Genomic DNA, 25,823 nt, shown 5'->3' on the forward strand with positions numbered 1-25,823 from the left:
CTAGAGCGGAGTGGCCGAGGGTACAGCACGCCGAGGGCGGCCCCGATGCGGCAGCGTCGTGATCCGGACCACTTCACAACCTGTTCGACCGGTGGCCCTCGTGCATGGTGCACGGGCAGCGGGGCGGCTTCGGCTGCCCGGAGCTGCGGCCGGTCGAGGGGGTGCCCGACATGGACGGGTGAAATTGCAACGTGCGGCCCGCCGACAACGGACTCGTAACGGAGCGATACTGCGAGCAGAGCCCGAGCGGGACCATTAGGGGGCGGTCCTCGGGGATGTCTCAGGGTCGGGGTCCGGAACCGCGGGGAGCGCGGGGCCGTTTTCTGAGCAGAGAGCGGCAGTGGCCGCGAAGGAGGCGACGCTCATGTCCAAGAATGCGAAGATCGCCGCAGGAGGTGTGGCGGTCGGGTTGATCCTGCTGATATGGCTGCCCTGGTGGGTGGCTTTCCTGATCGTGGTCGGGGTCCCGGTGGCCGCGTATCTGACGCTGGACCCCTCGCAGCGGCGCAGGCTCCGCAGGGTCACGCGCAAGGAACTCGGCCGCTGAGGCGACGAGGGACGGCCGACGAGGCTCGCCCGGGAGCCGGGCGGCCGGAGACGCTCGCGTAGGAGCCCGCAGGGACTCTGCAGGTCCTCGGGGGCCGCGCCGTCACCACGGCGCGGCTCCCCGGGGCTGGCACGGGCGGCCGGTGCGGGGTGGAGGGTGGAGAGGCGGCGGGCCTCAGATGGGCCGGACGGCTATCTTGTCGAGCGCCTCCAACAGGCCCGGCAGCTCGGGGCCCCGGCCCACCGGCAGGACCTCGCCGGGCTCCTCGTCCAGCAGCACGAACGCGATGTCGTCGGTGCGGGCCACCATCGACCAGCCGGGGCCGTCGGCGCGCAAGGTACGGGCGTCACCCGGGGCAAACGACGAGCGCACCCGGCCGAGCGGTGGCGGCGAGTCGACGTAGGCGCGCGCCTCCGCGAGCACCCGCCGGACACCGCGGTGGCCGGCGTGCGGCGTATCCCCGCTCCCCGACGCGGTCTTCTCGGTCTCCCCGCCCTGCGGCGAGGGTCCTGTGGCCTTCGCCGACTCGCCCCGCGCGGAGAACTCCTCGTCGTTGATCTGTTCCCGCCAGGCCGCCCACTGCAGAGCGATCTCGTCGGCGCCCAGACGGCGCTGGGCCGGCCCCCAGGTGCTGGTGTCCGGAGGGCTCAGCGCGGGCCCGTCCGTCACCTCGGGGGCGGGGTCGTGCGGTGCGGGGACGTCGGGGGCCGCGACGGCGACCGCCAGAGGCCAGCCCGGCAGCGCGGCCACGACGGCGCGCTCGTCCGGTGACAGCTCGTACTCCATGCCGCAGTCCCAGGAGGCGATTGCCACGGCGACCAGCGAGACGTCGTCGATGACGACCGTCCAGCGGGCACCGGCACCGTCCTGGCCCAGCACCAGGCCGTACCCGTCGGCGCGGGGCGCCAGTCCCATCGCCGCGCACGCTTCCGGATAGTCGTCGCCCAGAACGCTCGGAAACTGTGCCGGCGTCAGCAGCACCGCTGTCAGCACGTACAGCGCCTCGTCCGCGGTGGTGACGGCCTCATCGTCCGTTCCGGCCATCCCTGCCTCCCCAGTGGTTCGTCCAACCGGGCGCACCCTAGTGCGAGCGGAAGGCCCTTGTCACGACTCCGCACACCACGCGGAGCTGCAGGTTTCCGCCTGGACGGGGGCGAAACGACCACGATGGACGAGCGGCGTTCCGTGGCCCGTGGGCAGCCCGAGGAAGGCGCTGGCCTGCTCGATCGCCGCCTCGAACACATTGTGTGCACGCCTCTCTCGCGCCCTTGATCGGTTCGTCGCCCATCGCTCATATTCCGTCACTCACCGTAGAGTTGGACCTCTCCGGAGAAGGGGGACGGCGCGGTGAACCGGTTCGAGCGGCTCGGTAGGATCCGTCGGCTGGATCCGGTGGCGGACGCGGTGGAGATCTACCGGCTGAGTGTGGCCTACGAGTTCCCCTGGGACTACACGCGCGCCCTTGAGCTGGCCCTTTATCGCACCTACGCGGTGCCGAGCATCGGCCGGCTGCTCGCCGGGACGGCGGAGCTGGTCGAACGCGCGCAGATGCGGTACGACGACACCGTGCTCCTCCTCGACAGCATCGTGGAGCACGGATTCGCCGCCGAGGAGGGCCGCACGGCGATCCGCCGCATCAACCAGATGCACCGCAGCTACGACATCGGCGACGACGACATGCGCTACGTGCTGAGCACCTTCGTCGTGATGCCCAGACGGTGGATCGACGCCTACGGCTGGCGGCGGCTGTCCCGGCACGAGATCGTGGCGGCCACCGAGTACTACCGCACTCTCGGCCGGTACATGGGCATCCCCGACATCCCCGAGAGCTATGAGGAGTTCGAGGCGCTCCTCGACGCCTACGAGCGGGACCGCTTCGGCTGGGACGAGCGCGCCCGGCAGGTCTCCGACGCCACCCTCGACCTGATGGCGTCCTGGTATCCGCGCCCGCTGGCGCCGGTGCTGCGCACGGCGACGCTCGCCCTCCTCGACGAGTCCCTGTTGCGCACGTTCCGCTACTCGCCGCCCAGCACGCCCGTCACTGCGCTCATGCGCCGCGCCGTCCGCACGCGTGGCCGCCTCGTCCGGCTGCTGCCACCGCGCCGCAAGCCGCATTTCGCCCGCCAGAACTGGGAGGTGAAGGGTTACCCGGACGGCTACCGCGTCGACGGTCTGGGCACCCGCCCGGTTCCTGGGCTGCGCGGCTGCCCGGTGCGGCACCGGGACGCCTCAGCGGCTGACGCCCCCGAGTGACGCGAGGGTGTCGCGCAGCCAGACGAGTTCGGCCCGGCTCGTGGCACGTGCGATGGTGAGGGCATCCCGCCGGAAGGGGTCGTCCAACTCCTCGGCGCGCAGCGGCCGGTCACCGTCGTAGGAGAAAGTAGCGGGCTCTTCGAGGAAGGCCAGTCGGCGTCGCAGTACGGCCGCCTGGGCGGCCGGCAGCAGCAACATCGCCGCCTATGGGGAGGGCGAATTCGTCGGAGAAGGGTACGCGCGCGTGCTGGCGGCCGTCGGCCCTCTGCGGGCGGCGACCATGCGGCTGGCCGACCCGCGCGCCCTGCACCGCAGCGCCGTCGGCCTGCGGCAGGGCTCGGGCCCTGGCACGCGCACGATCCTGGAGGGGCCGTCCGTGGAGCGTGTCTACCTTCAGGGTGTGCACAGCAGTGCACTGGCGGGGGGTGGTGACGGTGCCCGGCGCCGGGCACAACGTCATGTTCGACAACCCCGCCGCCTTCGTTGCGGCCGTCGCCGGAACGTACTGGCTCCGCCCGGCGGTTGAGCCGTAGCGGCTCCGAGCCGCGCGTGTCTTGGCCGGTATGTCGCTCAGCTCTCGCGCGTGGCCAGCGCGAGAAAACGCGCGTCCTCGTCGACGTACGACGTCATGCGCCACCCCGAACGGGCCAGGAGCGGACCGAGGTTGGCCTCGGCGCGCAGGTCGTCGGCTGTGATCTGCCGGCCCTGCCGTGCCGCCAGGGCCGCGCGCCCGATGGGATGGAACAGCGCGAGCGCGCCGCCCGGCCGCACCACGCGGGCCAGCTCCCGCAGGTTGCCCACCGGGTGCGGCAGATGGGCGATCAGACCGGCCGCGAACACGGCGTCCAGGCTCTCCGAGCGCAGCGGCAGCGCGGCGACGTCCGCGAGCAGAAGCCGCCCGTCCCGGTCCCGGCCGGCCCGCACGGCCGCCTGGAGCATCGCCGGAGTCAGGTCGGCGCCCAGCACCACCCCGGAGGGGCCCACCGCGGCCCGCAGCGGCGCAAGGGCGCGCCCGGTGCCGCAGCCCGCGTCCAGCACACGATCCCCCGGCCGCAGGCCGAGGTCGGCCACGGCGGCCGCGAAGGCCGGGCCGTCGTCGGGGAACCGGCTGTCCCAGTCGGCTGCCCGGGCTCCGAAGAACTCCTGCACGTGTGTGTGGTCGTCGCTCATGTTCCGCATGATTCCTCACCGTCACGGGGGATACGTAGGCGCACATGTTCGGGCCGGACCCGATCGTTCCGTCGCATCTGCGTGTCATATTCCAGCACGTTTCGAAATGCGCCCCCTGTGTGCGCCCGTGCCCCCTAGCGTCCCTTGGCCATGGGACACTTGGACCACGCCGCCTTCGGCTGGCTGACCCCCGTGCTGTCGTACGCGATGGCTTGCGTAGGCGCGGCACTCGGACTGCGCTGCACCGTCCGCGCACTCGGCACCACCGGTCGTTCGCGCCGCAATTGGCTCGTCACCGCGGCCACCGCGATCGGGACGGGCATCTGGACCATGCACTTCGTGGCCATGCTCGGCTTCCGCGTCAGCGGCACCGACATCCGCTACGACGTGCCGCTGACCATCCTCAGCCTCCTCGTCGCCATGGTCGTCGTCTGCGCCGGCGTCTTCGCCGTCGGCTACAGCCGCGACCGCAACCGGGCGCTGCTCCTCGGCGGACTCACCACCGGGCTCGGTGTCGCCAGCATGCACTACCTGGGCATGGCGGCGGTCAGGCTGCACGGAGACGTCCGGTACGACCCTGTCCTCGTCGGACTGTCGGTGCTGATCGCCGTCGTGGCGGCGACCGTGGCCCTGTGGGCCGGCCTCAACATCAGGTCGCCCCTCGCGGTCACCGTCGCCTCCCTCGTCATGGGAGCGGCCGTCAGCAGCATGCACTACACCGGGATGTTCGCGGTGAGCGTGCGTGTGCACCCCTCCGGCGAGGCCCTGCCCGGGGCCACGGCGATGCAGTTCATCTTCCCCCTCGCCGTCGGCCTCGGGTCCTATCTCTTCATCACCTCGGCCTTCGTCGCCCTCTCACCCACGGCCGACGAGCGCGAGGCCTCCGCCTCCGCCCAGCGGCCCGTCGAGACCATCGCCCGCTAGCGGGAAACCCCTCCTAGCGACCCGACCCACGCCCCGAGCGAGGAGGCCATGCGCCCATCCCGTACCCGCCCGAGAACCGGCGCCCCGGCACACCCCCCGCGCGGCCGCCGCGCGCACGCCGGGCCGCCCGCCGACGAGGTCGGTGACCGTCCTGTCGGTGCGGTGCCGACCACGCCACGCGCGCGTGGAAACCGCCGGTACCTACGACCCCGTACCGTGCGTGCCAAGGTCGTCAGCCTGCTGATGGTGCCCGTCGTCTCCCTGCTAGCCCTGTGGGCGTACGCCACCGTCAGCACCGCCCAGGACGTGGCCCGGCTCCGTCAGTCCCAGCGGGTCGACGCCGAACTGCGCACCCCGGTGGCCGCAGCCGTCGCCGCCCTCCAGGCCGAGCGCACCGCAGCCGTGCGCTGTGCCACCGTGCCGGACCCGGGCGACGCCGGCGACGTCCAGGTGCTGGCCGCCCGAACCGACCGGGCCGTAGCCGCACTGCGGCTCGGCGGCGACAGCACCGTCGCCGACAGCGAGGAGTTGCCCGCCGACGTCTCCGATCGCCTCGCCAGCTTCGTCTCCGGCGCCGCGCAACTGCGCGCGCTGCGCACGGCCGTACTCGATCACAAGGCCGGCTGGGGAACGGTGTACGCCCAGTACACGAAGACCATCGGGGCGGCCTTTGCCGTGGACGGCGCTCTCACCGGCATCCAGCAGGCCGACGTCGGCTCCGACGCGCGCGTGCTGCTCGAATTCTCCAGGGCCGCCGAGGCGCTGGCCCAGGAGGACACACTGCTCAGCGGCGCACCGACCTCCGACGGTCTCCAGGGCGAGCGGCTGAGGGCGTTCGGTGCCGCCGTCGCCGCGCGCCGCACCCTCACCGAGACGTCCGTCGACGATCTGCCCGCCGTCCAGCGCGCCGCCTGGCAGCACCTGAGCGGCAGCGACTCCTACAGCACCCTCGGTGCAGCCGAAGACAAGATCCTCGCCGCCGGGCCGGGCGCCAAGCCGGCTGACACGACACCGCAGGCCGCCTGGGGCTCCGCCCACGCGCGCGTGCAGGACGGCATGCGGAGCATCGCGACGGACACGGGCCGGGCAGTCGCGGGCCGCGCCGATCCGGTCACGCGCGGACTGGTCAGTCCCGCCGGTGCCGCCGTACTGCTCGGTCTGGCCGCTGTGGTCGCCTCGTTGGTCATCTCCGTCCGTATCGGACGAGGGCTTGTGGTCGAGCTCGTGAATCTGCGCAACGACGCCCTGGAGATCGCCCGCCGCAAGCTCCCGGAAGCGATGCGCAGACTGCGCGCGGGCGAGGACCTCGACATCCGGGCAGAGGCCCCCGTCGGACCACCGGCCGAGGACGAGACCGGTCAGGTCTCCGAAGCCCTGACCACCGTCCACCGCGCCGCCCTGCGCGCCGCCGTGGAACGCGCCGAACTCGCCAGCGGCATCTCCGGAGTCTTCGTCAACCTCGCCCGCCGCAGCCAGGTGCTGGTCCACCGCCAGCTCAGCCTCCTCGACAGCATGGAGCGGCGCTCCGACGACCCCGAGGAGCTGAGCGACCTGTTCCGTCTGGACCACCTCACCACCCGGATGCGGCGCCACGCCGAGAGCCTGATCATCCTCTCGGGGGCGGCACCCGGCCGGGCCTGGCGCATGCCGGTGTCCCTCACGAACGTCGTACGGGCCGCCGTATCGGAAATCGAGGACTACGCGCGCGTGGAAGTACGCCGGCTCCCCGAGACGCACGTCATCGGTGCCGCCGTGGCCGACCTCACCCATCTGCTCGCCGAACTCGTCGAGAACGCGGCCCAGTTCTCGCCACCGCACACGCGCGTACGCGTCATCGGTGAACTCGTCGGCAACGGCTACGCCCTGGAGATCGAGGACCGCGGCCTCGGCATGGGCGCCGAGACCCTCGCGGGCGCAAACCGGCGCATCGAACAGTCCGAGGCCCTCGACCTGTTCGACAGCGACCGGCTCGGGCTCTTCGTGGTCAGCCGGCTTGCCTCCCGGCATGACGTCAAGGTGCACCTGCGGACGTCCCCGTACGGTGGCACCACCGCCGTCGTCCTGCTGCCCACGGCTCTGCTCCATGACAGGTCGACCGAACCTGCTTCCCGCCGGAACGAACAGGTTCGCCACGAGCAGGAACGCGCGTACGCGCACGTGCCCGGCACGAACTGGTCCCAGGAGGCCGTCGCCGCACGGCCGGACCGCCCAGCCCTCGCGGCCACCGCTTCCGGCCCGTCCAGCACGGCGGACGATCCGGGCCGCCACGGCACGGACGGCGAGTCGGGACGCCGTGGCAGGGCAGGGGAGTCGGGACGCCCGGGCACGACCGACGAAACCCCGCACCCCGGCGTCACCGCCTTGAGGCCGCACCGCCCGATGAACGACTCCGATCCCTCCGACGACCTCCCACGCCGCGTGCGCCAGGCGAGCCTGGCTCCCCAGCTCCGGCACCAACGCCGCGAGGAGCCGGCGCCGCAATCCCCGGGACACGGCGACGAACGGCGTACTCCCGAACTGGTGCGGGACCGCATGACGGCTTACCGCGACGGCTGGGTGCGTGGTGGTGGCAGACAGTCCGGCCGGGCCGCCGCCCCGGAGCCCGAAACGGCCAGTGACAGCAATGAAGGAGACCCGGCATGATCCAGGACCCGCACACGAGGCCCGGCCCGCGATCCGGCGAACTGGACTGGCTGCTCGACGACCTGGTGACTCGGGTGAGCGAAGTGCGGCACGCCGTCGTGCTCTCCAACGACGGGCTGGCCGTCGGTGCCTCCACCGCCCTCGCGCGCGAGGACGCCGAACACCTCGCCGCCGTCGCCTCCGGCTTCAACAGCCTCGCCAAGGGGGCCGGGCGGCACTTCGGAGCGGGCGCTGTGCGGCAGACCATGGTCGAGATGGACGATGCGTTCCTCTTCGTGGCCGCCGCGGGTGACGGTTCCTGCCTCGCCGTGCTCACCGCCGTCACCGCCGACATCGGACTGGTCGCTTACGAGATGGCGCGCCTGGTCAAGCGGGTCGGCGAGCACCTCTACACGCCACCGCGCCTGGCAGCACAGCCGCCCGCCGCGGGGTGAGACGGAAAGGCGGTACCGATGACCGAGAACCCGATGGACGACCGTCGCGAGCCGGGCAGTCAGTGGTACGACGGCGAGGCCGGGCCGTTGGTCCGTCCGTATGCCATGACGGGCGGGCGCACGCAGCCGGGGCCCACCGGGGTGCGCTTCGATCTGATCGCCCTCGTCACCCTCGACCTCGCGGCCCCGGCGCTCGACGACGACACCGCGCTCGGCCCCGAGCACCGGACCCTGATCCGCCTGTGCCGCACGGAGACCCAGTCCGTCGCCGAACTCGCCGCCGACGCCGACCTTCCCGTCGGCGTGGTCAGGGTGCTCCTCGGGGACCTCCTGGAACTCGGCTGTGTGGTCATCAGCCGCCCCGTGCCCCCGGCGCACCTGCCCGACGAGCGGATTCTGCACGAGGTCATCGCGGGATTGCGAGCGCTGTAGATGACCGCGCGGAGCACGCCGTACGTCGATCCCCACTCCTATCCGGACGCGTTGCGCCCCGGGCCGGGCGCGAGTCGGTCACTTCGGGTGCCTTTCGGTCCAATCGCCCAGAAGTGTGCCCTATTTGTCATGATGCTGACTTCACGCCCGAAGTACCCGGACGCCGACCGCGACCGGTCCTCCCGAGAGAAGTGATCATGGTCTCCGAGCACTCCGACGACGCCGGCGAGACTGCCGCACTGGCGCTGAAGATACTGGTCGCCGGCGGGTTCGGCGTCGGGAAGACGACCCTGGTCGGGGCCGTCAGCGAGATCCGGCCGCTGCGCACCGAGGAACTGCTCAGCGAAGCGGGGCAGTTGGTCGACGACACCGACGGCGTGGACCGAAAGGTCACCACCACCGTCGCCATGGATTTCGGGCGCATCACCATCCGTTCCGGCCTGTCCCTGTACCTCTTCGGCACTCCCGGTCAGGACCGCTTCTGGTTCCTCTGGGACGAGTTGTCCCAAGGGGCCCTCGGTGCCGTCGTCCTCGCGGACACCCGGCGCCTGGAGGACTGCTTCCCCGCCGTCGACTATTTCGAGCACCGGCGCATCCCGTTCGTGGTGGCCGTCAACTGCTTCGCGGGCGCCCGCACCTACGGCGCCCACGACGTCTCCCGCGCCCTCGACCTCGACCGCGGCACACCTGTCGTGCTGTGCGACGCGCGCGACCGGGACTCCGGCAAGGAAGTCCTGATCCGACTCGTCGAGTACGCGGGGCGGATGCACACCGCCCGGCTCCTGGACTCGGTCGGCTGAGCCCGCGAGATGGCGCCCCTTCGCGGTGTTCTGGCCGATGCTGACGGCTGGTTCCCCTCTGTCCGGCAGACACCGACCCGCTGCCCCGTCAGGGCTCCCACCGGCGCGAACGGCGGTCAACTTGCCGGTATGTGTACCGTGCGGGACAAACGCCCGACATCACCCGTCGGTCATCTTCTGTGCCATGCGCCCGTCCGGCTTGCCCGGACGCCGGTCGTGGTGAAGGCTGGCGGGGAGTTCCTCCAGCCAGGGGGTGCATCACGCGGGGAGACGGAGATGGCGCAGAACCAGGGACTCGGCTGGCTCCTGGACGATTTGACCGAGCGGGTGGACCATGTGCGGCACGTGCTGGTCCTGTCCAACGACGGACTGGTCACGGGCGCGAGTACGGGCCTACGCCGTGAGGACGCCGAGCACCTCGCTGCCGTGGCCTCCGGGCTGCACAGTCTGGCCAAGGGGTCGGGACGTCACTTCGGCGCGGGCAGGGTGCGCCAGACCATGATCGAGTACGACGACGCCGTGCTGTTCGTGACCGCGGCGGGCACTGGTAGCTGCCTGTGCGTGCTCAGCGGGGCGGAGGCCGACATCGGCCAGATCGCCTACGAGATGACCCTGCTCGTCAATCGCGTCGGCGAACACCTCGGCGTCGATGCCCGACAGCCCGAGCGAACGCCCAACTCGGAGTTCTGACCTGCGAGTTTCGCCACCCCGCGGAGTTATCCACAGGCTCGCCACGAGATGCGCCGAACCGGCTACGGTGTGTACACGGCTCGCGCACAGGGCGTGAGTCACGACTCCACGGGGGAGTTACGACCATGTCGACTAGCACCTTCAGCCCGCCCCGGCCCATCACTTGCACCCCGAGCCGCGCGGCCCGGGAACTGGGCCTCAAACGAAGCGAGTTCGACCTCGCCGTGGAACTCGCCCACATCCGCACCGTGCCCGACGAAGGCGGGGGAGGCGCTCGGCGGGTGGAGCGCGCCGAGATCGACCGCCTCCGTGCGCAGGGCGACTTCCCGGAATCCCTGAGCGAGCGCGTGCGGGTGGTGGGAACCGCCGAGGGCGCGGCGCTCATGCAGATCCCGGCCGGCCGGTTCACCCGCCTCGCTCGTCTGGGGCTGCTCGTGCCCGCGAAGTGGTACCTCAATCGCTACCGCGCCGTGGTCTGGCTCTATCTGGCGGAAGACCTGCGGAACTTCACCTTGGACCCCCGGAACGCACACCTGCTCAAGGGGCGCACGCCCGAGACCCTGCGTGGCCAGCTGGAGGCGGGAGTGGACCTGCGCGCCCGCAACTGGCGCGGACGCCAGCTCGGATTCCTGCTGCGGCGGGCCGAGGACCCATGGGCCCGGGCCGGCGCCGTGGCCGCCTTCCTTCCACCGATCGAGATCGCCGACGTCGTCAAGAACCCGTACGAGCGTGCTTACTTGAACCGGTTCCGGCCCATGCCGCCCGGCCGGGGTGCCGCGGGATCCCCTGCGGCCCATCTCGCCGAGCGGATCACGACAGCACAGGACGCGGACGAGATCGACTGGTTGCGCGGAGAGCTGGCCCACTCGGTCGAGGAGGCTCGCAGCGACGTACCCGCCCCGCGCCCGGACATGCGCCGTGCCGCGCCGACGGTGCGAGCGACCGCACGGCCCATCCCGCCCTTGGCGCGAACGGTCACACGGGCCGCGGAGTCGCGGGAGCTGCAGGAGCACCCGGTCGTGCGCGTACCGGGGCCGCACGGTGAGCCGGTGCTTGGGACACCCGAGTCGACGGGGGAGCCGATGGCCGGGGCGTCCGGGCCGAAGGCAGAGCGGGTGGTTGGGGCATGCGCGCCGGACGGTGAGCAGGCGGCTCCGGCGCCCGGGCGCGACTACGAGTCGGCGCTTGGGGCGCAAGAGGGGGACGACGGGCCGGTGTTCGGGGCGCCCTGGCCGGACGGTGCGGCATCGGGCCGAGCGTCCGAGCGGCACCGTGCACCGCTGGTACGGCAGGCCAGGCCTCCCGCGCGCCGGGACCGGCGTTCCGAGCAGGACCCGGCGCCCGCGAACCGCGGCCTGCGTGGCTGGTTGCGGCGCAGAAGTCCCCGGACCACACGTATCTGAACCCCCCACCCGGCCCCAGCCTCGGCCGTCGGCCCGCTACAGGGACCTGAACAACCCCTCCTGGACGACCGAGACGAGCAGTCGCCCCTGCAGGTCGTAGATGCGCCCGCGGGCCAGACCACGCCCGCCGGTGGCGATCGGCGACTCCTGGTCGTAGAGGAACCACTCGTCCGCGCGGAACGGGCGGTGGAACCACATCGCGTGGTCCAGCGAGGCCAGGTCGAAGTTCCGCGTACCCCACAGGGGCTCGACCGGGATGCGGACCGCGTCCAGGAGGGTCATGTCGCTGGCGTAGGTCAGCGCGCACGTGTGGACCAGCGGATCGTCACCCAGCGGTCCGACCGCGCGCATCCACACGGCGCTGCGCGGCTCGGCCCCCTCGATCTCCTCGGCGTTCCAGCGCAGCCGGTCGACGTAACGGATGTCGAAGGGCTGGCGGCGCGCCATCCGCTCCAGTTGCTCGGGCAACGCGCCCAGGTGCTTGCGGATCTCCTCGGTGACCGTCGGCAGTGCTTCCGGATCCGGCACCTCGCGGGCCGGCGGCAGCTGGTGCTCGAACGGTCCTTCCTCAGGCTTGTGAAAGGAGGCGGTCAGATTGAAGATCGTGCGGCCCTGCTGTACGGCAGTGACCCGGCGCGTCGTGAACGACCTGCCGTCACGGACCCGCTCCACCTGGTACACGATCGGCACGCCCGGGCGACCCGGGCGCAGGAAGTACGCGTGCAGCGAGTGCACCGGGCGCTCGCCGTCCGTGGTGCGGCCCGCGGCGACCAGCGCCTGGCCCGCCACCTGGCCGCCGAAGACCCGCTGCAGGGACTCCTGCGGGCTGCGGCCACGGAAGATGTTGACCTCGATCTGCTCCAGGTCGAGCAGGTCGACCAGTCTCTCGGCCGGGTTCGTCATCGGTGGGTCTCTCCTTGGCTCACACCTGGTCGAAGACGGTTCACAGCTGGCCGACATCGGTGACGCGGACGATCGCGCGGCCCTCGGCGTCCGAGGCCGAGAGGTCGATCTCCGCGCTGATGCCCCAGTCGTGGTCGCTGTTCGGGTCGTCGAAGATCTGGCGGACGCGCCAGAGGCCGTTCTCCGGCTCTTCCTTGATCACCAGCAGCTTGGGGCCGCGGGCATCAGGGCCGGTACCGAGGTCCTCGTACTCGTCCCAGTACTTGTCCATCGCCTCGCCCCATGCCTCGGCGTCCCAGCCGGCCTCGGCGTCCAGCTCGCCGAGTTCCTCGACCTGGTCGAGGGCGGCCAGCTCCACGCGGCGGAACATGGCGTTACGGACCAGGACCCGGAAGGCGCGCGCGTTCGTGGTGACCGGCTTGACCTCGTCGGCCTTCTCCTGGGCCTCCTCGGCCGTCATCTCCTCCGGGTTGGCCAGCTGCTCCCACTCGTCCAGCAGGCTGGAGTCCACCTGGCGCACCATCTCGCCGAGCCACTCGATCAGATCCTGCAGGTCCTCGGACTTCAGGTCGTCCGGGATGGTGTGGTCGAGGGTCTTGTAGGCGCTGGCCAGGTAGCGCAGGACGATGCCCTCGGTGCGGGCCAGCTCGTAGAAGGAGACCAACTCCGTGAAGGACATCGCCCGTTCGTACATGTCCCGGATGACCGACTTCGGCGACAGAGGGTGGTCGCCGACCCACGGGTGGCTCTTGCGGTAGGTGTTGTACGCGTGGAAGAGCAGCTCTTCCAGCGGCTTCGGGTAGGTGATGTCCTGGAGGCGCTCCATGCGCTCCTCGTACTCGACACCGTCCGCCTTCATCGCGGCCACGGCCTCGCCGCGCGCCTTGTTCTGCTGGGCGACGAGGATCTGCCGCGGGTCGTCCAGCGTGGACTCCACGACGGACACCATGTCGAGCGCGTAGGACGGCGACTCGGGGTCGAGAAGCTCGAACGAGGCGAGTGCGAACGTGGACAGCGGCTGGTTGAGCGCGAAGTCCTGCTGAAGGTCGACCGTGAGGCGGACGATGCGGCCCTCGGCATCCGGTGTGTCGAGCTTCTCCACGATCCCGCCGTCGAGCAGCGAGCGGTAGATCGCGATGGCCCGGCGGATGTGCCTGAGCTGCTGCCTGCGCGGCTCGTGGTTGTCCTCCAGCAGGTGACGCATCGCCTTGAAGGCGTCGCCCGGGCGGGCGATCACCGCCAGCAGCATCGTGTGCGTCACCCGGAAGCGCGAGGTCAGCGGTTCGGGCTCGGAGGCGATCAGCTTCTCGAAGGTGTTCTCCGTCCAGCCGACGAAGCCCTCCGGCGCCTTCTTGCGCACCACCTTGCGACGCTTCTTCGGGTCGTCGCCCGCCTTCGCCAGAGCCTTCTCGTTCTCGATGACGTGCTCGGGCGCCTGCGCCACGACGAGCCCGGCCGTGTCGAAGCCGGCCCGCCCCGCCCGGCCCGCGATCTGGTGGAACTCGCGGGCACGCAGGGTGCGCACACGGCTGCCGTCGTACTTGGTCAGGGCCGTGAACAGCACCGTACGGATGGGTACGTTGACGCCCACGCCGAGCGTGTCCGTACCGCAGATGACCTTCAGCAGGCCGGCCTGGGCGAGCTTCTCCACCAGGCGGCGGTACTTGGGCAGCATGCCGGCGTGATGGACGCCGATGCCGTGCCGGACGTAACGGGAGAGGTTGCGGCCGAACTTGGTGGTGAAGCGGAAGTTGCCGATCAGCTCGGCGATCTGCTCCTTCTCCTCGCGCGAGCACATGTTGATGCTCATCAGCGCCTGCGCCCGCTCCACGGCCTGCGCCTGCGTGAAGTGCACGATGTACACCGGTGCCTGCTTGGTCTCCAGCAGATCGGTGAGCGTCTCGGTGAGCGGAGTGAACTTGTACTCGTAGGAGAGGGGCACCGGACGGGTGGCCGAGCGGACCACCGAGGTGGGGCGGCCGGTGCGGCGGGTGAGATCCTTCTCGAAGAAGGAAACATCACCCAAAGTGGCCGACATCAGGATGAACTGTGCCTGAGGGAGCTCCAACAGCGGGATCTGCCAGGCCCAGCCGCGGTCGCCCTCGGCGTAGAAGTGGAACTCGTCCATGACGACCTGGCCGATGTCCGCGTTCTTGCCGTCGCGCAGCGCGATCGAGGCCAGGACCTCGGCGGTGCAGCAGATCACGGGAGCATCGGCGTTCACGGAGGCGTCGCCGGTGAGCATGCCGACGTTCTCGGTGCCGAAGAGCTTGCACAGTTCGAAGAACTTCTCCGACACCAGCGCCTTGATCGGGGCGGTGTAGAAGGTGACCTCGTCCCGGGCCAGCGCGGCGAAGTGCGCGCCCGCGGCGATCATGCTCTTGCCGGATCCGGTGGGCGTCGAGACGATCACGTTCGCCCCCGAGACCACCTCGATCAGCGCCTCCTCCTGGTGGGGGTAGAGGGTGAGACCGCGCTCCTGTGCCCACGACTCGAAGGCTTCGTACAGGGCGTCGGGGTCGGCGGTCGGCGGCAGCTGATCGATGAGGGTCACGCACCCATCTTGCCTGGCCTTGACCCCGAGAGGGGAATCGGCTGCGGGGACGAAGATCATGGCAGCTACGCTGTGTCGCCGACGCGACGTCAGCGCGCCGGGTCAACTGGACAGCGGCACACGAGGAATGGGGCGGGAAGCGGCCATGATGGGACCAGCACACTCACTGTCGGGGGCCGCGGCCTGGCTCGGCGTCGGAGCGGCCGCCGCAGCGACCGGGCACCCGATGCCCTGGCCCGTTCTCCTCGTCGGCGCGCTGATCTGTGCCGGCGCCGCACTCGCCCCGGACCTCGATCACAAGGCGGCGACCATCTCGCGCTCCTTCGGGCCGATCTCCCACTGGGTCTGCGAGATAGTGGACAAGCTGTCCTACGTCGTCTACAAGGCGACGCGGATGAAGGGCGACCCGCGGCGCAACGGCGGCCACCGCACGCTGACGCACACCTGGCTGTGGGCGGTCCTGCTCGGCGCCGGCTGCTCGGCCGCGGCGATCACCGGGGGCCGCTGGGCGGTGCTGGCGATCCTCTTCGTGCACATGGTGCTGGCCATCGAAGGCCTGCTGTGGCGGGCGGCCCGGGGTTCCAGCAGCGATGTCCTGGTGTGGCTGCTGGCGGCGACCAGCGCGTGGATCCTCGCGGGGATCCTGGACAAGCCCGGCAACGGCTCCGACTGGCTGTTCACGGCGCCCGACCAGCAGTACCTGTGGCTGGGGCTGCCGATCGTGCTGGGCGCGCTGGTGCACGACCTCGGGGACGCGCTGACCGTGTCGGGCTGCCCGATCCTGTGGCCCATCCCGGTGGGCCGCAAGCGCTGGTATCCGCTGGGGCCGCCGAAGGCGCTGCGGTTCCGGGCCGGCAGCTGGGTGGAGCTGAAGGTGCTGATGCCCGTGTTCATGCTGCTCGGCGGGGTGGGCTGCGCGGCCGCCCTCAACGTGATCTGACACGCCAGCCCCGCCCCTGGCGCGATGCCCGCGGTTCGTCCGGCGCGAGCGGTGCGCAGCACGGCCCCGGTCCGCGGGGGCCGAGCCCTCGTACCCGGTCAGCCGGCCTCGCCGGACTCCGCTCCGCCGTACCGGCGCTCGAAGCGGGCGATGCGGCCTTCGGTGTCGACCGTGCGGGCCTTGCCCGTGTAGAAGGGGTGGCTCTCCGAGGAGATCTCCACATCGATCACCGGGTAGCTCTCGCCGTCGTCCCACTCGATGGTCTGCTCGCTCTGCGCGGTGGACCGGGTCAGGAACGCGTATCCGGCGGCGCGGTCGCGGAATACCACGGAGTGGTAGTCGGGGTGCTTGTCCTGCTGCATGGCGACTCCTGGTGCGGGGCGGGCGGGTCAGCCGGACAGGGAGTCCTCGTCGACGATGTGCATCGCGGCTTCCTCGGCGGAGGCAGCGGCGCCGTCGATACCGACATCGGTGGCGACCAGGGCGGCTTCGTCGTCCTCGTGCGCCCCTTCGTCGGGGGCCACCAGCCTGCCGGAGCGGAGGTCGCCGACCTCGTTGTCGAGGAGTTCCCCGTCGGTGCCGGCGCAGTCGCCGATGCCGTCGCCGGCGGGCGTGACGAGGTCGGGCTGTTCCTCGGCCAGTCGCTGGTCCAGGGTTTCCCCCGCCTGGCGCTCGGCCGCCGTCACACCACTGTGTTCCACCGCCCACGGCCGCTCGGGAGGGGACCAGCCGCGGTCGAGCGGGTCGGCGACGCCGTCGAAGTCCAGTGTGTCCTCGACGTCGAGCACCCCCGAGTCCTCGCGGGTCTCCGAGGAATCGGGCTGGTAGACGTCGTCCCCCCAGCTGTCGGCGCTGTCCACGAGTACCTCCGGGTGATGAGGACGGCCGCATACCACCGCAGGGGGCGGCGGGCCGCCGGCATGCGCGGCACGGGTGTCACACACCGCGAACCAGAAGGTTCGCCGGCGCTCCCCGAACCGGTGCCGTTCTCCAGCCTTCCACCCCGGCTCGGGACTGCGCAACGGCACGCCCCCCGGCCAGGGCCCGCGCCCGGGCATCGTGGCCCGGCCGCTGGCACGGAGATCCGGACGGCCCGGGGCCGGGTGTCCCGCGCTCCGGCTGTGTCAGGACGCACCGCGGCCCGGTCGGCCAAGGCCCGGCCGGCTCATGCTCCGGCTGTGGCGGCATCCGCTCCGGCCCGGTCCACCGATGCCCGGCCGCCCCAAGCTGCAGCTGCCGGAGCTACTGCGGCTCCAGGCACCCGAGGCAGCCGCCGCATCCTGCTCCCGGCGTCCTGCACCATCAGCGGCTCGGCGGCTGTGACCGCCGGGACCGTGGTGACCGGCACCACTGGCGGGTTCTCCGCCGTAGTACCGGTCACCCGGGGCACCGGCGGATCCTCAGCCGTGCCAGGACCGCCACAGGGCCGCGTAGGCGCCGCCCGCCGTGACCAGCTCGTCATGGCTGCCCAGCTCGCTGATACGGCCGTTCTCCACGACGGCGATCACGTCGGCGTCGTGGGCGGTGTGCAGGCGGTGGGCGATGGCGACCACCGTGCGGCCGTCCAGGACGCGGGCCAGGGAGCGCTCCAGATGGCGGGCCGCGCGCGGGTCGAGCAGCGAGGTCGCCTCGTCCAGGACGAGTGTGTGCGGATCGGCCAGCACCAGCCGGGCCAGCGCGATCTGCTGGGCCTGCGCCGGGGTCAGTGCCAGCCCGCCGGAGCCGACCTCGCAGTCCAGGCCGTCGTCCAGGGCCCGTGCCCAGCCGTCCGCGTCGACAGCGCCCAGGGCCGCCCAGAGCTCGGCGTCGGTGGCGCCGGTGCGGGCCAGCAGGAGGTTGTCGCGCAGGGAGCCGACGAAGACGTGATGCTCCTGGTTGACGAGGGCGACGTGCGAGCGGACGCGTTCGGCCGGCATCCGGGACAGCTCCGCGCCGCCCAGGGTGATCCTGCCGTCCCGGGGTGCGTAGATCCCGGCGAGCAGCCTGCCCAGCGTGGACTTGCCCGCCCCCGAGGGACCGACCAGGGCCAGCCGGGTGCCGGGTGCCACCTCCAGCGAGACCTTGCGCAGAACGTCGACGCCCTCGCGGTAGCCGAAGTGCACCCGGTCGGCGGACACGTCCCGTCCGTCGGGAGCCAGCGAGACGTCCCCGGCGTCCGGTTCGATGTCCCGCACACCGACCAGGCGGGCCAGCGACACTTGGGCGACCTGCACCTCGTCGTACCAGCGAAGGATCAGATTCACCGGGTCGACGAGCATCTGGGCGATCAGGGCGCCGGTGGTCAGCTGGCCCACCCCGATCCAGCCGCGCAGGACGAACACGCCGCCGGCCATCAGGACCGAGCCGAGCACGATGACATGGACGGCGTTGATGACCGGGAAGAGCACGGACCGCAGCCACAGGGTGTAGCGCTCCCAGGCCGTCCACTGCTTGATCCGCCGCTCCGACTGGGCGACGCGGCGGGCGCCCAGGCGGTGCGCCTCGACGGTGTGGCCCGCGTCCACGGTCTCGGCGAGCGCGGCGGCGACGGCGGCGTACCCGGCGGCCTCGGAGCGGTAGCCGGAGGGCGCCCGCTTGAAGTACCAGCGGCACCCGATCACCAGCACCGGCACGGCCAACAGCACGGCGGCCGCCAGCGGCGGGGCCGTGACGACGAGCCCGCCGAGCAGCAGCACCGCCCACACGACACCGATCGCCAGCTGCGGCACGGCCTCGCGCATGGCGTTGGCCAGGCGGTCGATGTCGGTCGTGATACGGGAGAGCAGATCACCCGTGCCCGCTCGTTCCAGCACGCCCGGCGGCAGACCGACGGCCCGGACGAGGAAGTCCTCGCGCAGGTCGGCCAGCATCCGCTCGCCGAGCACCGCACCCCGCAGCCGCACCTGCCGTACGAACACGGCCTGCACGGCAAGGGCGAGTACGAACACCCCGGCGATCAGGCCCAGATGAAGCTCCCGGGACCGGTCGGAGACCCGCTCGACGAGGTCGCCGAGCAGGTACGGGCCCACCATGGAGGCGATCACGGCCGCGGTGTTGACGCCGATGAGCAGCAGGAAGGCCCGCCGATGCCGGCGGAACAGCTCGGTGACGTAGGCCCGCACGGTCGCGGCCGCGCCGACGGGCAGGGTGGTGGCGGTCGTCGGGGCCGCCGGATCGTATGCCGGTGGCGCAACGCCGATCATGCGCTCTCCTCGATCTCTTCCAGCTCCTGGAGGGCCTTCAGGAGGCCCCCTTCGTCGGCCGCGGCCAGTTCCGCGTCCGTCTGGCGCGTGACCACGGCCCGGTACCGCGGCTCGCTGTCGACCAGTTCGCGGTGCCCGCCGACTGCCACGACCTCGCCCTCGTGGACCAGGGCGACCCGGTCCGCGCGGTCGAGCAGCAGCGGTGAGGAGGTGAACACCACCGTCGTGCGGCCCGAGCGCAGTCGGCGCAGCCCGTCCGCGATCCGTGCCTCGGTGTGCGAGTCGACCGCGGAGGTCGGTTCGTCCAGCACCAGCACCTCGGGGTCGGTGACCAGCGACCGGGCCAGTGCGAGCCGCTGGCGCTGGCCGCCGGACAGCGAGCGGCCGCGCTCGGTGATGCGGGCGTCCATCGGGTCGGCGGCGCCCAGCGATCCCTGCACGAGCGCGTCCAGGACGTCGTCGCACTGCGCCGCGGCCAGCGCGTCCTCGGCGTGTACGGCTCCGGAGGCCGGCACATCGAGCAGCTCGCGCAGCGTGCCGGACAGCAGGACCGGGTCCTTGTCCTGGACGAGGACGGCGGTACGGGCGCTGTCCAGGGGGAGTTCGTCCAGGGCGACACCGCCGAGCTGCACCGGGCGGCCCGGCTCGGCCGGATGGCCGCCCAGCCGCTCCGCGAGCCTGCCCGCCGCGTCGGGGTCGCCGCAGACCACGGCGGTGAGCCGGCCGGCGGGAGCCAGCAGACCGGTGTCGGGGTCGTACAGATCCCCGGTCGGCACCTCGGCCTCGCGGATGCCGTCGGTGGCCGTGGCCCGCTCCAGCGACAGCACCCGGGCCGCCCGTTTGGCTGACGGACGGGAGAAGGAGTACGCCATGGCGATCTCCTCGAAGTGCCGCAGCGGGTAGTTGAGGACCATGACCGCGCTGTAGACGGTGACGAGTTCGCCCACCGTGATCCGGCCCTGGCGGGCCAGATGGATGCCGTGCCAGACGACGGCGATGAGCAGCAGCCCGGGCAGCAGCACCTGGACGGCGGAGATCAGCGACCACATCCGGGCGCTGCGTACGGCGGCGTGGCGTACCTCCTGCGAGGCCCGGCGGTAGCGGTCGAGGAACAGCTCCTCGCCGCCGATGCCGCGCAGCACGCGCAGCCCGGCGACGGTGTCCGAGGCCAGCTCGGTGGCCCGGCCCGCCTTCTCGCGCTGCACATCGGCGCGGCGGGTGGCCCGGGGCAGCAGCGGCAGCACCGAGAGCGCAACGACAGGCAACCCGACGGCGACGACCACACCCAGCGCGGGTTGGTAGAGGAGGAGGCCGACACAGACCACGACGACCGTGAGCGCGGCCGCGGTGAACCGGGAGACCGCCTCGACGAACCAGCCCACCTTTTCGACGTCGCCGGTGGATACGGCCACCACTTCACCGGCCGCGACCCGCCGCGTCAGGGCGGAGCCCAGCTGGGCGGCCTTGCGGGCGAGCAGTTGCTGGATGCGGGCGGCGGCCGTGATCCAGTTGGTGACGGCGGCCCGGTGCAGGAAGGTGTCGCCGACGGCGATGCCGGTGCCGCACAGCAGCATCAGACAACCCGTCAGCGCGAGCCGGGTGCCGGAGCGGTCGACGACCGCCTGCACGGCGAGGCCGACGCAGAAGGGCAGGGCCGAGACGGAGACGAAGTGCAGCAGGCCCCAGGCGAGTGACTTCAGCTGCCCGCCCAGCTGGTTCCGCCAGAGCCACCACAGGAATCGGGGGCCCGAACGCGCGTCCGGGACGCCCGGATCGGGGTACGGAAGGTCTTGAATCTGCATGACGTCCCAGTGGCTCGTGTCAGGGAGGAGGGGGAGAGGGGGAGAACGGCAACAAGCCGTGAAAGGTTCGCGTCGCAGAGTGGTGATTTTCAAACGGTTTTTCTGATGGACCGCCGAATCCACCGCTTCCGGCCACCGAGCCGTCGAGGCCGGGGACGAGAGCTGTACCCCCGTCGGGTCGCCGGTCGAGGTCGGCGGCCGGGTGATCTCATTCCGTGCAGGTCACCGCGGCGATGCTGTCAGCCAACCCGGTGAAATAGCAGGAAAAGTAACATTATCGTTCTGTGTGTGATGCGACCATGGATGTGTGCAGACCTACTGTGTGCGGCGATTTACGGTCGCGGTGACGGCGTTCGGTTCTCTCCTGGCGACCCTGTCCGGGTGCGGCGGTGGCGAATCCCGTCCTGCCGACCCCGATGGTGCGCAGGGTCCGCGCGGCCCGGTCGTCGCGGCCCTCCCCGCGACCGACCCCACGCGCCTCCCGGGTGTCGGCGACCGCCTGCAGCGGCGGATCCCCGCCGATTCCGGTCAGGTACTGGTGGTGTACGGCGAGAGCGAGGATTCGGCCGACTCCACGGTCGTGCTGTACATGAAGGAGGGGCCGGAGTGGCGGCCGGTCGCCCGTTGGGCCGGCCACAATGGCCGGAACGGCTGGACCATGGACCATCACTCGGGTGACGACCGCAGCCCCGTCGGCGTGTTCGGTCTCTCCGATGCGGGCGGCGTACTCGACGACCCCGGCAGCAGGCTGCCGTACGACCAGGACGCGTACGCCTACGCGCCGACGATCGCGGGCGAGGCGTACGAGCACGTCTTCGACTACGTCATCGCCATCGACTACAACCGCTGGCCGGGCACTCCGCCGCACGACCCCAGGCGCCCGATGGGCGACGACAGGGGTGGCGGCATCTGGTTGCACCTCGACCACGGCGACGGCACGTCCGCCTGTGTCAGCGTCCCCAAGGAAGCGATGAGGTTCCTGTTGCGCACGCTGGACCCGGACCGCCATCCGGTGATGGTGATGGGCGACAAGAGGGAACTGCGCGCCTGACGCGACGAGGCGTCATTGCGGGGTGGGCCCGACTCCCCGTAGAACACGGGCCATGAGAAGACGGATAGTCATGTCCATGCTCGCCGGGGCGACCCTTCTGGCGAGCGCCCTCTTCGGCACCGGGGCCGCTGCCGCCCGAGCGGCCTATGTCCCGGCTGAGTTCGGCACCGACTGGCACGACCCGATCACCGCGGCACCGCCCGTCGACCGCCCGCACGGAAAGTCGTGCCAGGTGACCCTCGCCGACGCGCAGTTCCGCGACTTCACGCCCTACCGCGGGACGTACACCCCGCCCCTGGGGTGCGGCGACCACTGGAGCAAGGTCGTCCTGCGCCTCGACGGCAAGGTGAAGGGCCGCCAGTACGACCGGCTCGGCTATCTGCACGTCGGAGGGGTCGAGATTCTGCGCACGTCCACCCCGGAGCCCTCGCCCGACGGCATCCAGTGGCACGTCGAGAAGGACGTCACGCGCTACAGCGACACCTTTCGCAGCGCGCGGGACGTCGAGATGCTGATCGGCAACGTCGTGGACGACACGTACACCGGCGTCATCGACGTGCACGTCACGCTCACCTTCTACGCGGGCCGCCCCGCCGAGCGCACCCCCGACCGCGTCCTCACGCTCGCCGACACGCCCGACGGCACGACCCTCACCGCACCGCGCAACAGTGAACGGATCCTCGCCGAGGTGTACGCGACGGGCTCGGGCGGCGGTTGTGAGGAGTTCTGGTACCTGACTGTCGCCGACCCGGCGTCGTACTCCTGCAAGGCCGATCACGGCCCCTACCGCGAGGTGCAGATCAAGGTGGACGGCCGGCTCGCGGGAATCGCGGCGCCGTTCCCGAACGTGTGGACCGGCGGCTGGTCCAACCCCTTCCTCTGGTACGTCCTTCCGGCTCCCGGCGCCTTCGACGTCCGGCCGATCGAGTACGACCTCACACCCTTCGCCGGTCTCCTCAACGACGGCCGTCCGCACCGTGTCGAGGTCTCCGTCGTCGGCGTGCCCGCGGGGCAGCCGGGCTGGAGCGCGCCGGTGAACGTACTGGTCTGGCAGGACCCGCACCGTGCCCGCGTCACCGGCGCGCTCACCAAGGACGACGCGACGGACATCGCCAACTCCTCCACCTACACGCCCGGTTCGGAGAGCCGGGTGAACACCGAGGCCGGCCACCGGCTCGCCGTCTCCGGATACCTCGACACCTCGCACGGGCGCGTGACCACCACCGTCACCCGCACGCTCGCCAACACCTCCGCGCACCGCTGGACCGACGGCGAGAACACGGACGGACTGGACGCGACCTGGACCGACGACGAGACCGTCACGGCCGGCGGGCACGGACCGGCGCGGGCGACGCACACGCTGCGGACGTACACCCTGAACGGCGCGACGACCATCGGCACGGACAACCGGCTGCGCACAGTGCTGACACTCGGCGACCGCGCCTCGGTGACGGAGCTTCGGGACGGCCGGCGCGCCGTGTGGTCGCGGCTCGACGACACCTACAGCGGCGACGCGGCGTACACGATCAACGTCCCGCGCGACCAACGGCACGCGGTCGGCACCTCCAGCGAGCGGTACCGCCTCCACGGCTCCGACGGCTGCTACGACCGGTCGCTGACCACGGTGCAGGGGGTGCTGACGGAGGATCGCAGCCGCTGCTGAGCCGGACGGGGGCCAGACACGTGTGGGATGCGCTGCGCGCGGCGTGATTAACAGGGCTGTGACACGGGTGTCTCCGAGGGGATCAACGACGCCTCCAGAGTGATCGACACGGAAGCCGCTTTCCGTATCGCAGAAGCCCCGTCCGGCTTCCGCACGTCGACATCCCCTAGGAGTGCCCGTGCCGCAGTCCGTACCGTCCCTGCCGCGACGCGTCGCACGCATACTGCGTACCTCCCTCTTCGCGCAGGTCGCCTGCGCACTCGTGCTCGGCATCGTCGTCGGGAGGCTGTGGCCGGAGTCGGCCACGGCCTTCCAGCCGCTCGGTGACGGTTTCGTCCGCCTGATCAAGGCGGTGATCTCGCCGCTGGTGTTCTGCGTTGTCGTCGTCGGCATCGCCAAGGCAGGCGATCTGAAGGCTTTCGGACGGATCGGGCTCAAGGCCCTGATCTGGTTCGAGGTCGCCTCGACGGTCGCGCTGCTCATCGGCCTGGCCGCCGCCAACGTGGCCGGGCCCGGCTCCGGCATGCACGTCGACGCCGCCAAGCTCGACGCCTCGGCGCTCGACCAGCAGACGCAGGGCGGCGCGCTGCCGTCCACGACCGAGTTCGTCCTGAACTCACTGCCGAACAGTTTCGTGGGCGCCTTCGCCGACAACGCGCTGCTCCAGGTCCTGCTCCTGGCCTGCCTGGTGGGCGCGGCGCTGCTCCACCTCGGTCACACCAAGGTCCCCCGGATCCTGCCGGCCGTCGAACAGGCCCAGGAGATCGTCTTTACGGTCGTGGGCTTCGTCATGCGGCTGGCCCCGCTCGCCGTGTTCGGCGCGATGGTCCACCTGGTCGGTCAGTACGGCCTCGGTGTGATCCAGACCTACGGCAAGCTGATCGTCCTGTGCTACGCCGTCGCCGTCCTGTTCCTGGCGTTGCTCGCGGTCGCGCTGCGGCTGGTCAGCGGGCTGAGCCTGTGGAAGTTCGTGCGCTACACCCGCGAGGAGTTGCTGCTCGCACTCGGCACGGCTTCCAGCGAGACCGTCATGCCGCGCATGATGCAGAAGCTGCGGCAGGCCGGGTGCCGGGACGACGCCGTGGGCCTGGTGCTGCCCACGGGCTACTCCTTCAACCTCGACGGTGCCTCGATCTACCTCTCCGTCGGCACCCTCTTCATCGCGCAGGCGGTGGGCGTGGACCTCAGCCTCGGCCAGCAGATCACGGTCGTCCTCGTGCTCATGCTGACCAGCAAGGGCATGGCGGGCGTGCCCGGTTCCGCCTTCCTCGCGCTGTCCGCGACCGCGACCTCGCTGGGCGTCATCCCCGCCGGAGCGGTCACCCTGCTGCTCGGCGTCGACCGGATCATGGACTCCATGCGGGTCACCACCAACCTGCTCGGCAACTGCGTCGCCGTCTTCGCGGTCTCCCGCTGGGAGGGCGCGCTGGACATCGCCCGGGCGAAGAAGGTGCTGGACGGGGAGATCGCCTTCGTGCCGGAGCGAGGCGGAAAGAGCGAATCCGAGGCACCGGTGCGGCCGTCCGTGAAGGAGCCTGCATCCGAGGTCGGGTGACGTCACCTGGCAGGTGGGGCGGGGCGCTGGGCCGTCCGAGGCGTGTGCTCGTGGGGCGTGGCCGCAGGGTGGAAGAGATCCTGGCCGGTGCTGTGTGTGGGCCGTGGCCGGGGATCGGTCGAGCCGGCCCGGTACGGAGCAGACAGCGTGATCGCCGGCCCGTATTTCCGCTTTCCGCCGGTACGGGCCGCAGGATCGTCAGCAGTGCGTGCCGGTGGAGCGCGGGATGCGGGGGACGTCGGCGATCGGTGCCGACGGCCGGGCGGTCGTCGGCAGGCCGTACTGATCGTGTGCGGGGCCGTCGCCGGCCCGTGCCAAACGGTGCGCTGCCCCCGATGTCAGCAGCTCTTGGCCGCCTCCCCGTCGATGAGCGTGTCCAGGAGTACGCCCAGCACCTCGCGCTCCTTCTCGGTCAGCGGAGCGAGTATCTCCTCGGCCGCCGAACGGCGTGCCCCGCGCAGTTCGCGCAGGGCCGCGCGCCCCTCGTCGGTCAGCTCGATCCGGGTCACGCGGCGGTTCGCCGGGTCCGCCGCCCGTCGCACCTTCCCGCTCGCCTCCAGCCCGTCGACCAGCGTCGTCACCGCGCGCGGCACCACCTCCAGGCGCTCGGCAAGGTCGGCCATGCGCGGCGGCGAGGGGTAATGCGCGAGGGTGCGCAGCAGCCGGGACTGGGCCGGAGTGACGCCCAGGTCGCGCTGTTCCAGATGGTGCTTCTGGATGCGGTGCACCCGGCGGGTGAGTCGCAGCAACTGCTCGGCGAGCAGGCCGTCGGAATCTGGGGTGCTCATGCGGGAACAATATCAGGATGCCGTTCATTGTGAGTATAGGTAACAATGAGCTACGATCCGTCAGTCATCGTCGGCCGTCCTTCGGCCGG

The 25,823-nt window shown here is 71.3% G+C and carries 21 protein-coding genes and 3 pseudogenes; 14 read left to right on the top strand and 10 right to left on the bottom strand.

Annotated elements, in window-relative coordinates; all coding sequences use genetic code 11:
- The first annotated feature begins 364 nt into the window (after window positions 1–364).
- On the top strand, window positions 365–547 hold the full coding sequence (locus ADK64_RS39445; protein ID WP_053667172.1) for a hypothetical protein: 183 nt from the start codon (window positions 365–367) through the stop codon (window positions 545–547).
- A 174-nt stretch (window positions 548–721) separates the two neighbouring features.
- On the opposite strand, the gene ADK64_RS39450 is transcribed toward ADK64_RS39445, so the two are convergent.
- Window positions 722–1,591: a hypothetical protein gene (locus tag ADK64_RS39450; RefSeq protein ID WP_053666920.1), complete on the bottom strand. Its 870-nt coding sequence runs from the start codon at window positions 1,589–1,591 to the stop codon at window positions 722–724.
- A 303-nt stretch (window positions 1,592–1,894) separates the two neighbouring features.
- Between ADK64_RS39450 and ADK64_RS39455 the strand changes: the two genes are divergently transcribed.
- Window positions 1,895–2,800, top strand: a complete 906-nt coding sequence (locus ADK64_RS39455) for an oxygenase MpaB family protein (protein WP_053666921.1) — start codon at window positions 1,895–1,897, stop codon at window positions 2,798–2,800.
- Here the strand turns inward: ADK64_RS39455 and ADK64_RS39460 are convergent.
- Window positions 2,777–2,986: pseudogene (locus ADK64_RS39460) on the bottom strand (PadR family transcriptional regulator); the annotation flags it as partial. The gene ADK64_RS39455 and the pseudogene ADK64_RS39460 overlap by 24 nt on opposite strands.
- On the opposite strand from ADK64_RS39460, the pseudogene ADK64_RS48220 reads away from it, so the two are divergent.
- A pseudogene (locus tag ADK64_RS48220) lies at window positions 2,982–3,333 on the top strand (alpha/beta hydrolase); the annotation flags it as partial. The pseudogenes ADK64_RS39460 and ADK64_RS48220 sit on opposite strands and share 5 nt — an antisense overlap.
- Window positions 3,334–3,370: 37 nt before the next feature.
- On the opposite strand, the gene ADK64_RS39470 reads toward ADK64_RS48220, so the two are convergent.
- A complete protein-coding gene (locus tag ADK64_RS39470; protein WP_053667174.1) occupies window positions 3,371–3,970 on the bottom strand; it encodes a class I SAM-dependent methyltransferase in 600 nt (199 codons plus the stop codon).
- Between the two features lie 150 nt (window positions 3,971–4,120).
- Here ADK64_RS39470 and ADK64_RS39475 point away from each other — a divergent pair, with 150 nt between their 5' ends.
- From ADK64_RS39475 to ADK64_RS39505, 7 genes and pseudogenes are all read left to right on the top strand, one after another.
- Window positions 4,121–4,894, top strand: coding sequence for an MHYT domain-containing protein (locus ADK64_RS39475; RefSeq protein ID WP_053666922.1), 774 nt, complete (start codon window positions 4,121–4,123; stop codon window positions 4,892–4,894).
- A gap of 48 nt (window positions 4,895–4,942) precedes the next feature.
- Window positions 4,943–7,537, top strand: coding sequence for a nitrate- and nitrite sensing domain-containing protein (locus ADK64_RS39480; RefSeq protein ID WP_199829840.1), 2,595 nt, complete (start codon window positions 4,943–4,945; stop codon window positions 7,535–7,537).
- The gene (locus tag ADK64_RS39485; protein WP_053666923.1) at window positions 7,534–7,971 is read left to right on the top strand and encodes a roadblock/LC7 domain-containing protein; all 438 of its coding nucleotides are present in this window, start codon (window positions 7,534–7,536) and stop codon (window positions 7,969–7,971) included. Before ADK64_RS39480 ends, ADK64_RS39485 begins: the two co-directional genes overlap by 4 nt.
- 18 nt (window positions 7,972–7,989) lie before the next feature.
- Window positions 7,990–8,403 (top strand): DUF742 domain-containing protein, encoded by a 414-nt coding sequence (locus ADK64_RS39490; RefSeq protein ID WP_053666924.1) that lies wholly within the window; start codon window positions 7,990–7,992, stop codon window positions 8,401–8,403.
- A gap of 197 nt (window positions 8,404–8,600) precedes the next feature.
- Window positions 8,601–9,203, top strand: a complete 603-nt coding sequence (locus ADK64_RS39495) for a GTP-binding protein (protein WP_053667177.1) — start codon at window positions 8,601–8,603, stop codon at window positions 9,201–9,203.
- 276 nt (window positions 9,204–9,479) lie between these two features.
- Window positions 9,480–9,893, top strand: a complete 414-nt coding sequence (locus tag ADK64_RS39500; RefSeq protein ID WP_053666925.1) for a roadblock/LC7 domain-containing protein — start codon at window positions 9,480–9,482, stop codon at window positions 9,891–9,893.
- A gap of 125 nt (window positions 9,894–10,018) precedes the next feature.
- Window positions 10,019–10,852 (top strand): annotated as a pseudogene (locus tag ADK64_RS39505) (DUF6397 family protein); the annotation flags it as partial.
- A 480-nt stretch (window positions 10,853–11,332) separates the two neighbouring features.
- On the opposite strand, the gene ADK64_RS39510 reads toward ADK64_RS39505, so the two are convergent.
- Complete coding sequence (locus ADK64_RS39510) at window positions 11,333–12,199, bottom strand: acyl-CoA thioesterase (protein ID WP_053666926.1); 867 nt, start codon at window positions 12,197–12,199, stop codon at window positions 11,333–11,335.
- A 40-nt stretch (window positions 12,200–12,239) separates the two neighbouring features.
- Entirely contained in the window at window positions 12,240–14,753 is a 2,514-nt protein-coding gene (locus ADK64_RS39515; protein ID WP_053666927.1) for a DEAD/DEAH box helicase, read from the bottom strand.
- A 145-nt stretch (window positions 14,754–14,898) separates the two neighbouring features.
- On the opposite strand from ADK64_RS39515, the gene ADK64_RS39520 reads away from it, so the two are divergent.
- Window positions 14,899–15,693 carry a metal-dependent hydrolase gene (locus ADK64_RS39520; protein WP_053666928.1) on the top strand — a complete coding sequence of 265 codons (795 nt, stop codon included), beginning with the start codon at window positions 14,899–14,901 and terminating at the stop codon, window positions 15,691–15,693.
- A gap of 98 nt (window positions 15,694–15,791) precedes the next feature.
- Here the strand turns inward: ADK64_RS39520 and ADK64_RS39525 are convergent, their stop codons facing one another.
- The 4 genes from ADK64_RS39525 to ADK64_RS39540 form a co-directional block, all read right to left on the bottom strand.
- A complete protein-coding gene (locus ADK64_RS39525) occupies window positions 15,792–16,055 on the bottom strand; it encodes a type B 50S ribosomal protein L31 (protein ID WP_053666929.1) in 264 nt (87 codons plus the stop codon).
- 27 nt (window positions 16,056–16,082) lie between these two features.
- A complete protein-coding gene (locus ADK64_RS39530; RefSeq protein ID WP_053666930.1) occupies window positions 16,083–16,553 on the bottom strand; it encodes a DUF5709 domain-containing protein in 471 nt (156 codons plus the stop codon).
- Between the two features lie 540 nt (window positions 16,554–17,093).
- Entirely contained in the window at window positions 17,094–18,875 is a 1,782-nt protein-coding gene (locus tag ADK64_RS39535; protein ID WP_053666931.1) for an ABC transporter ATP-binding protein, read from the bottom strand.
- Entirely contained in the window at window positions 18,872–20,677 is a 1,806-nt protein-coding gene (locus ADK64_RS39540) for an ABC transporter transmembrane domain-containing protein (RefSeq protein WP_053666932.1), read from the bottom strand. The genes ADK64_RS39535 and ADK64_RS39540 overlap by 4 nt, the downstream gene beginning before the upstream one ends.
- A 307-nt stretch (window positions 20,678–20,984) precedes the next feature.
- Here ADK64_RS39540 and ADK64_RS39545 point away from each other — a divergent pair, with 307 nt between their 5' ends.
- From ADK64_RS39545 to ADK64_RS39555, 3 genes are all read left to right on the top strand, one after another.
- Entirely contained in the window at window positions 20,985–21,728 is a 744-nt protein-coding gene (locus tag ADK64_RS39545) for a hypothetical protein (RefSeq protein WP_053666933.1), read from the top strand.
- 52 nt (window positions 21,729–21,780) lie between these two features.
- On the top strand, window positions 21,781–23,391 hold the full coding sequence (locus ADK64_RS39550) for a peptide-N4-asparagine amidase (RefSeq protein ID WP_199829841.1): 1,611 nt from the start codon (window positions 21,781–21,783) through the stop codon (window positions 23,389–23,391).
- Between the two features lie 178 nt (window positions 23,392–23,569).
- The gene (locus tag ADK64_RS39555) at window positions 23,570–24,946 is read left to right on the top strand and encodes a cation:dicarboxylate symporter family transporter (protein ID WP_053666935.1); all 1,377 of its coding nucleotides are present in this window, start codon (window positions 23,570–23,572) and stop codon (window positions 24,944–24,946) included.
- 338 nt (window positions 24,947–25,284) lie between these two features.
- Here the strand turns inward: ADK64_RS39555 and ADK64_RS39560 are convergent, their stop codons facing one another.
- Complete coding sequence (locus tag ADK64_RS39560; RefSeq protein ID WP_053666936.1) at window positions 25,285–25,734, bottom strand: MarR family winged helix-turn-helix transcriptional regulator; 450 nt, start codon at window positions 25,732–25,734, stop codon at window positions 25,285–25,287.
- Window positions 25,735–25,823: the final 89 nt, after the last annotated feature.

Origin of the sequence: Streptomyces sp. MMG1121 (assembly GCF_001280015.1) — a bacterium.
In the GTDB taxonomy this organism is placed as follows: Bacteria; Actinomycetota; Actinomycetes; order Streptomycetales; family Streptomycetaceae; genus Streptomyces.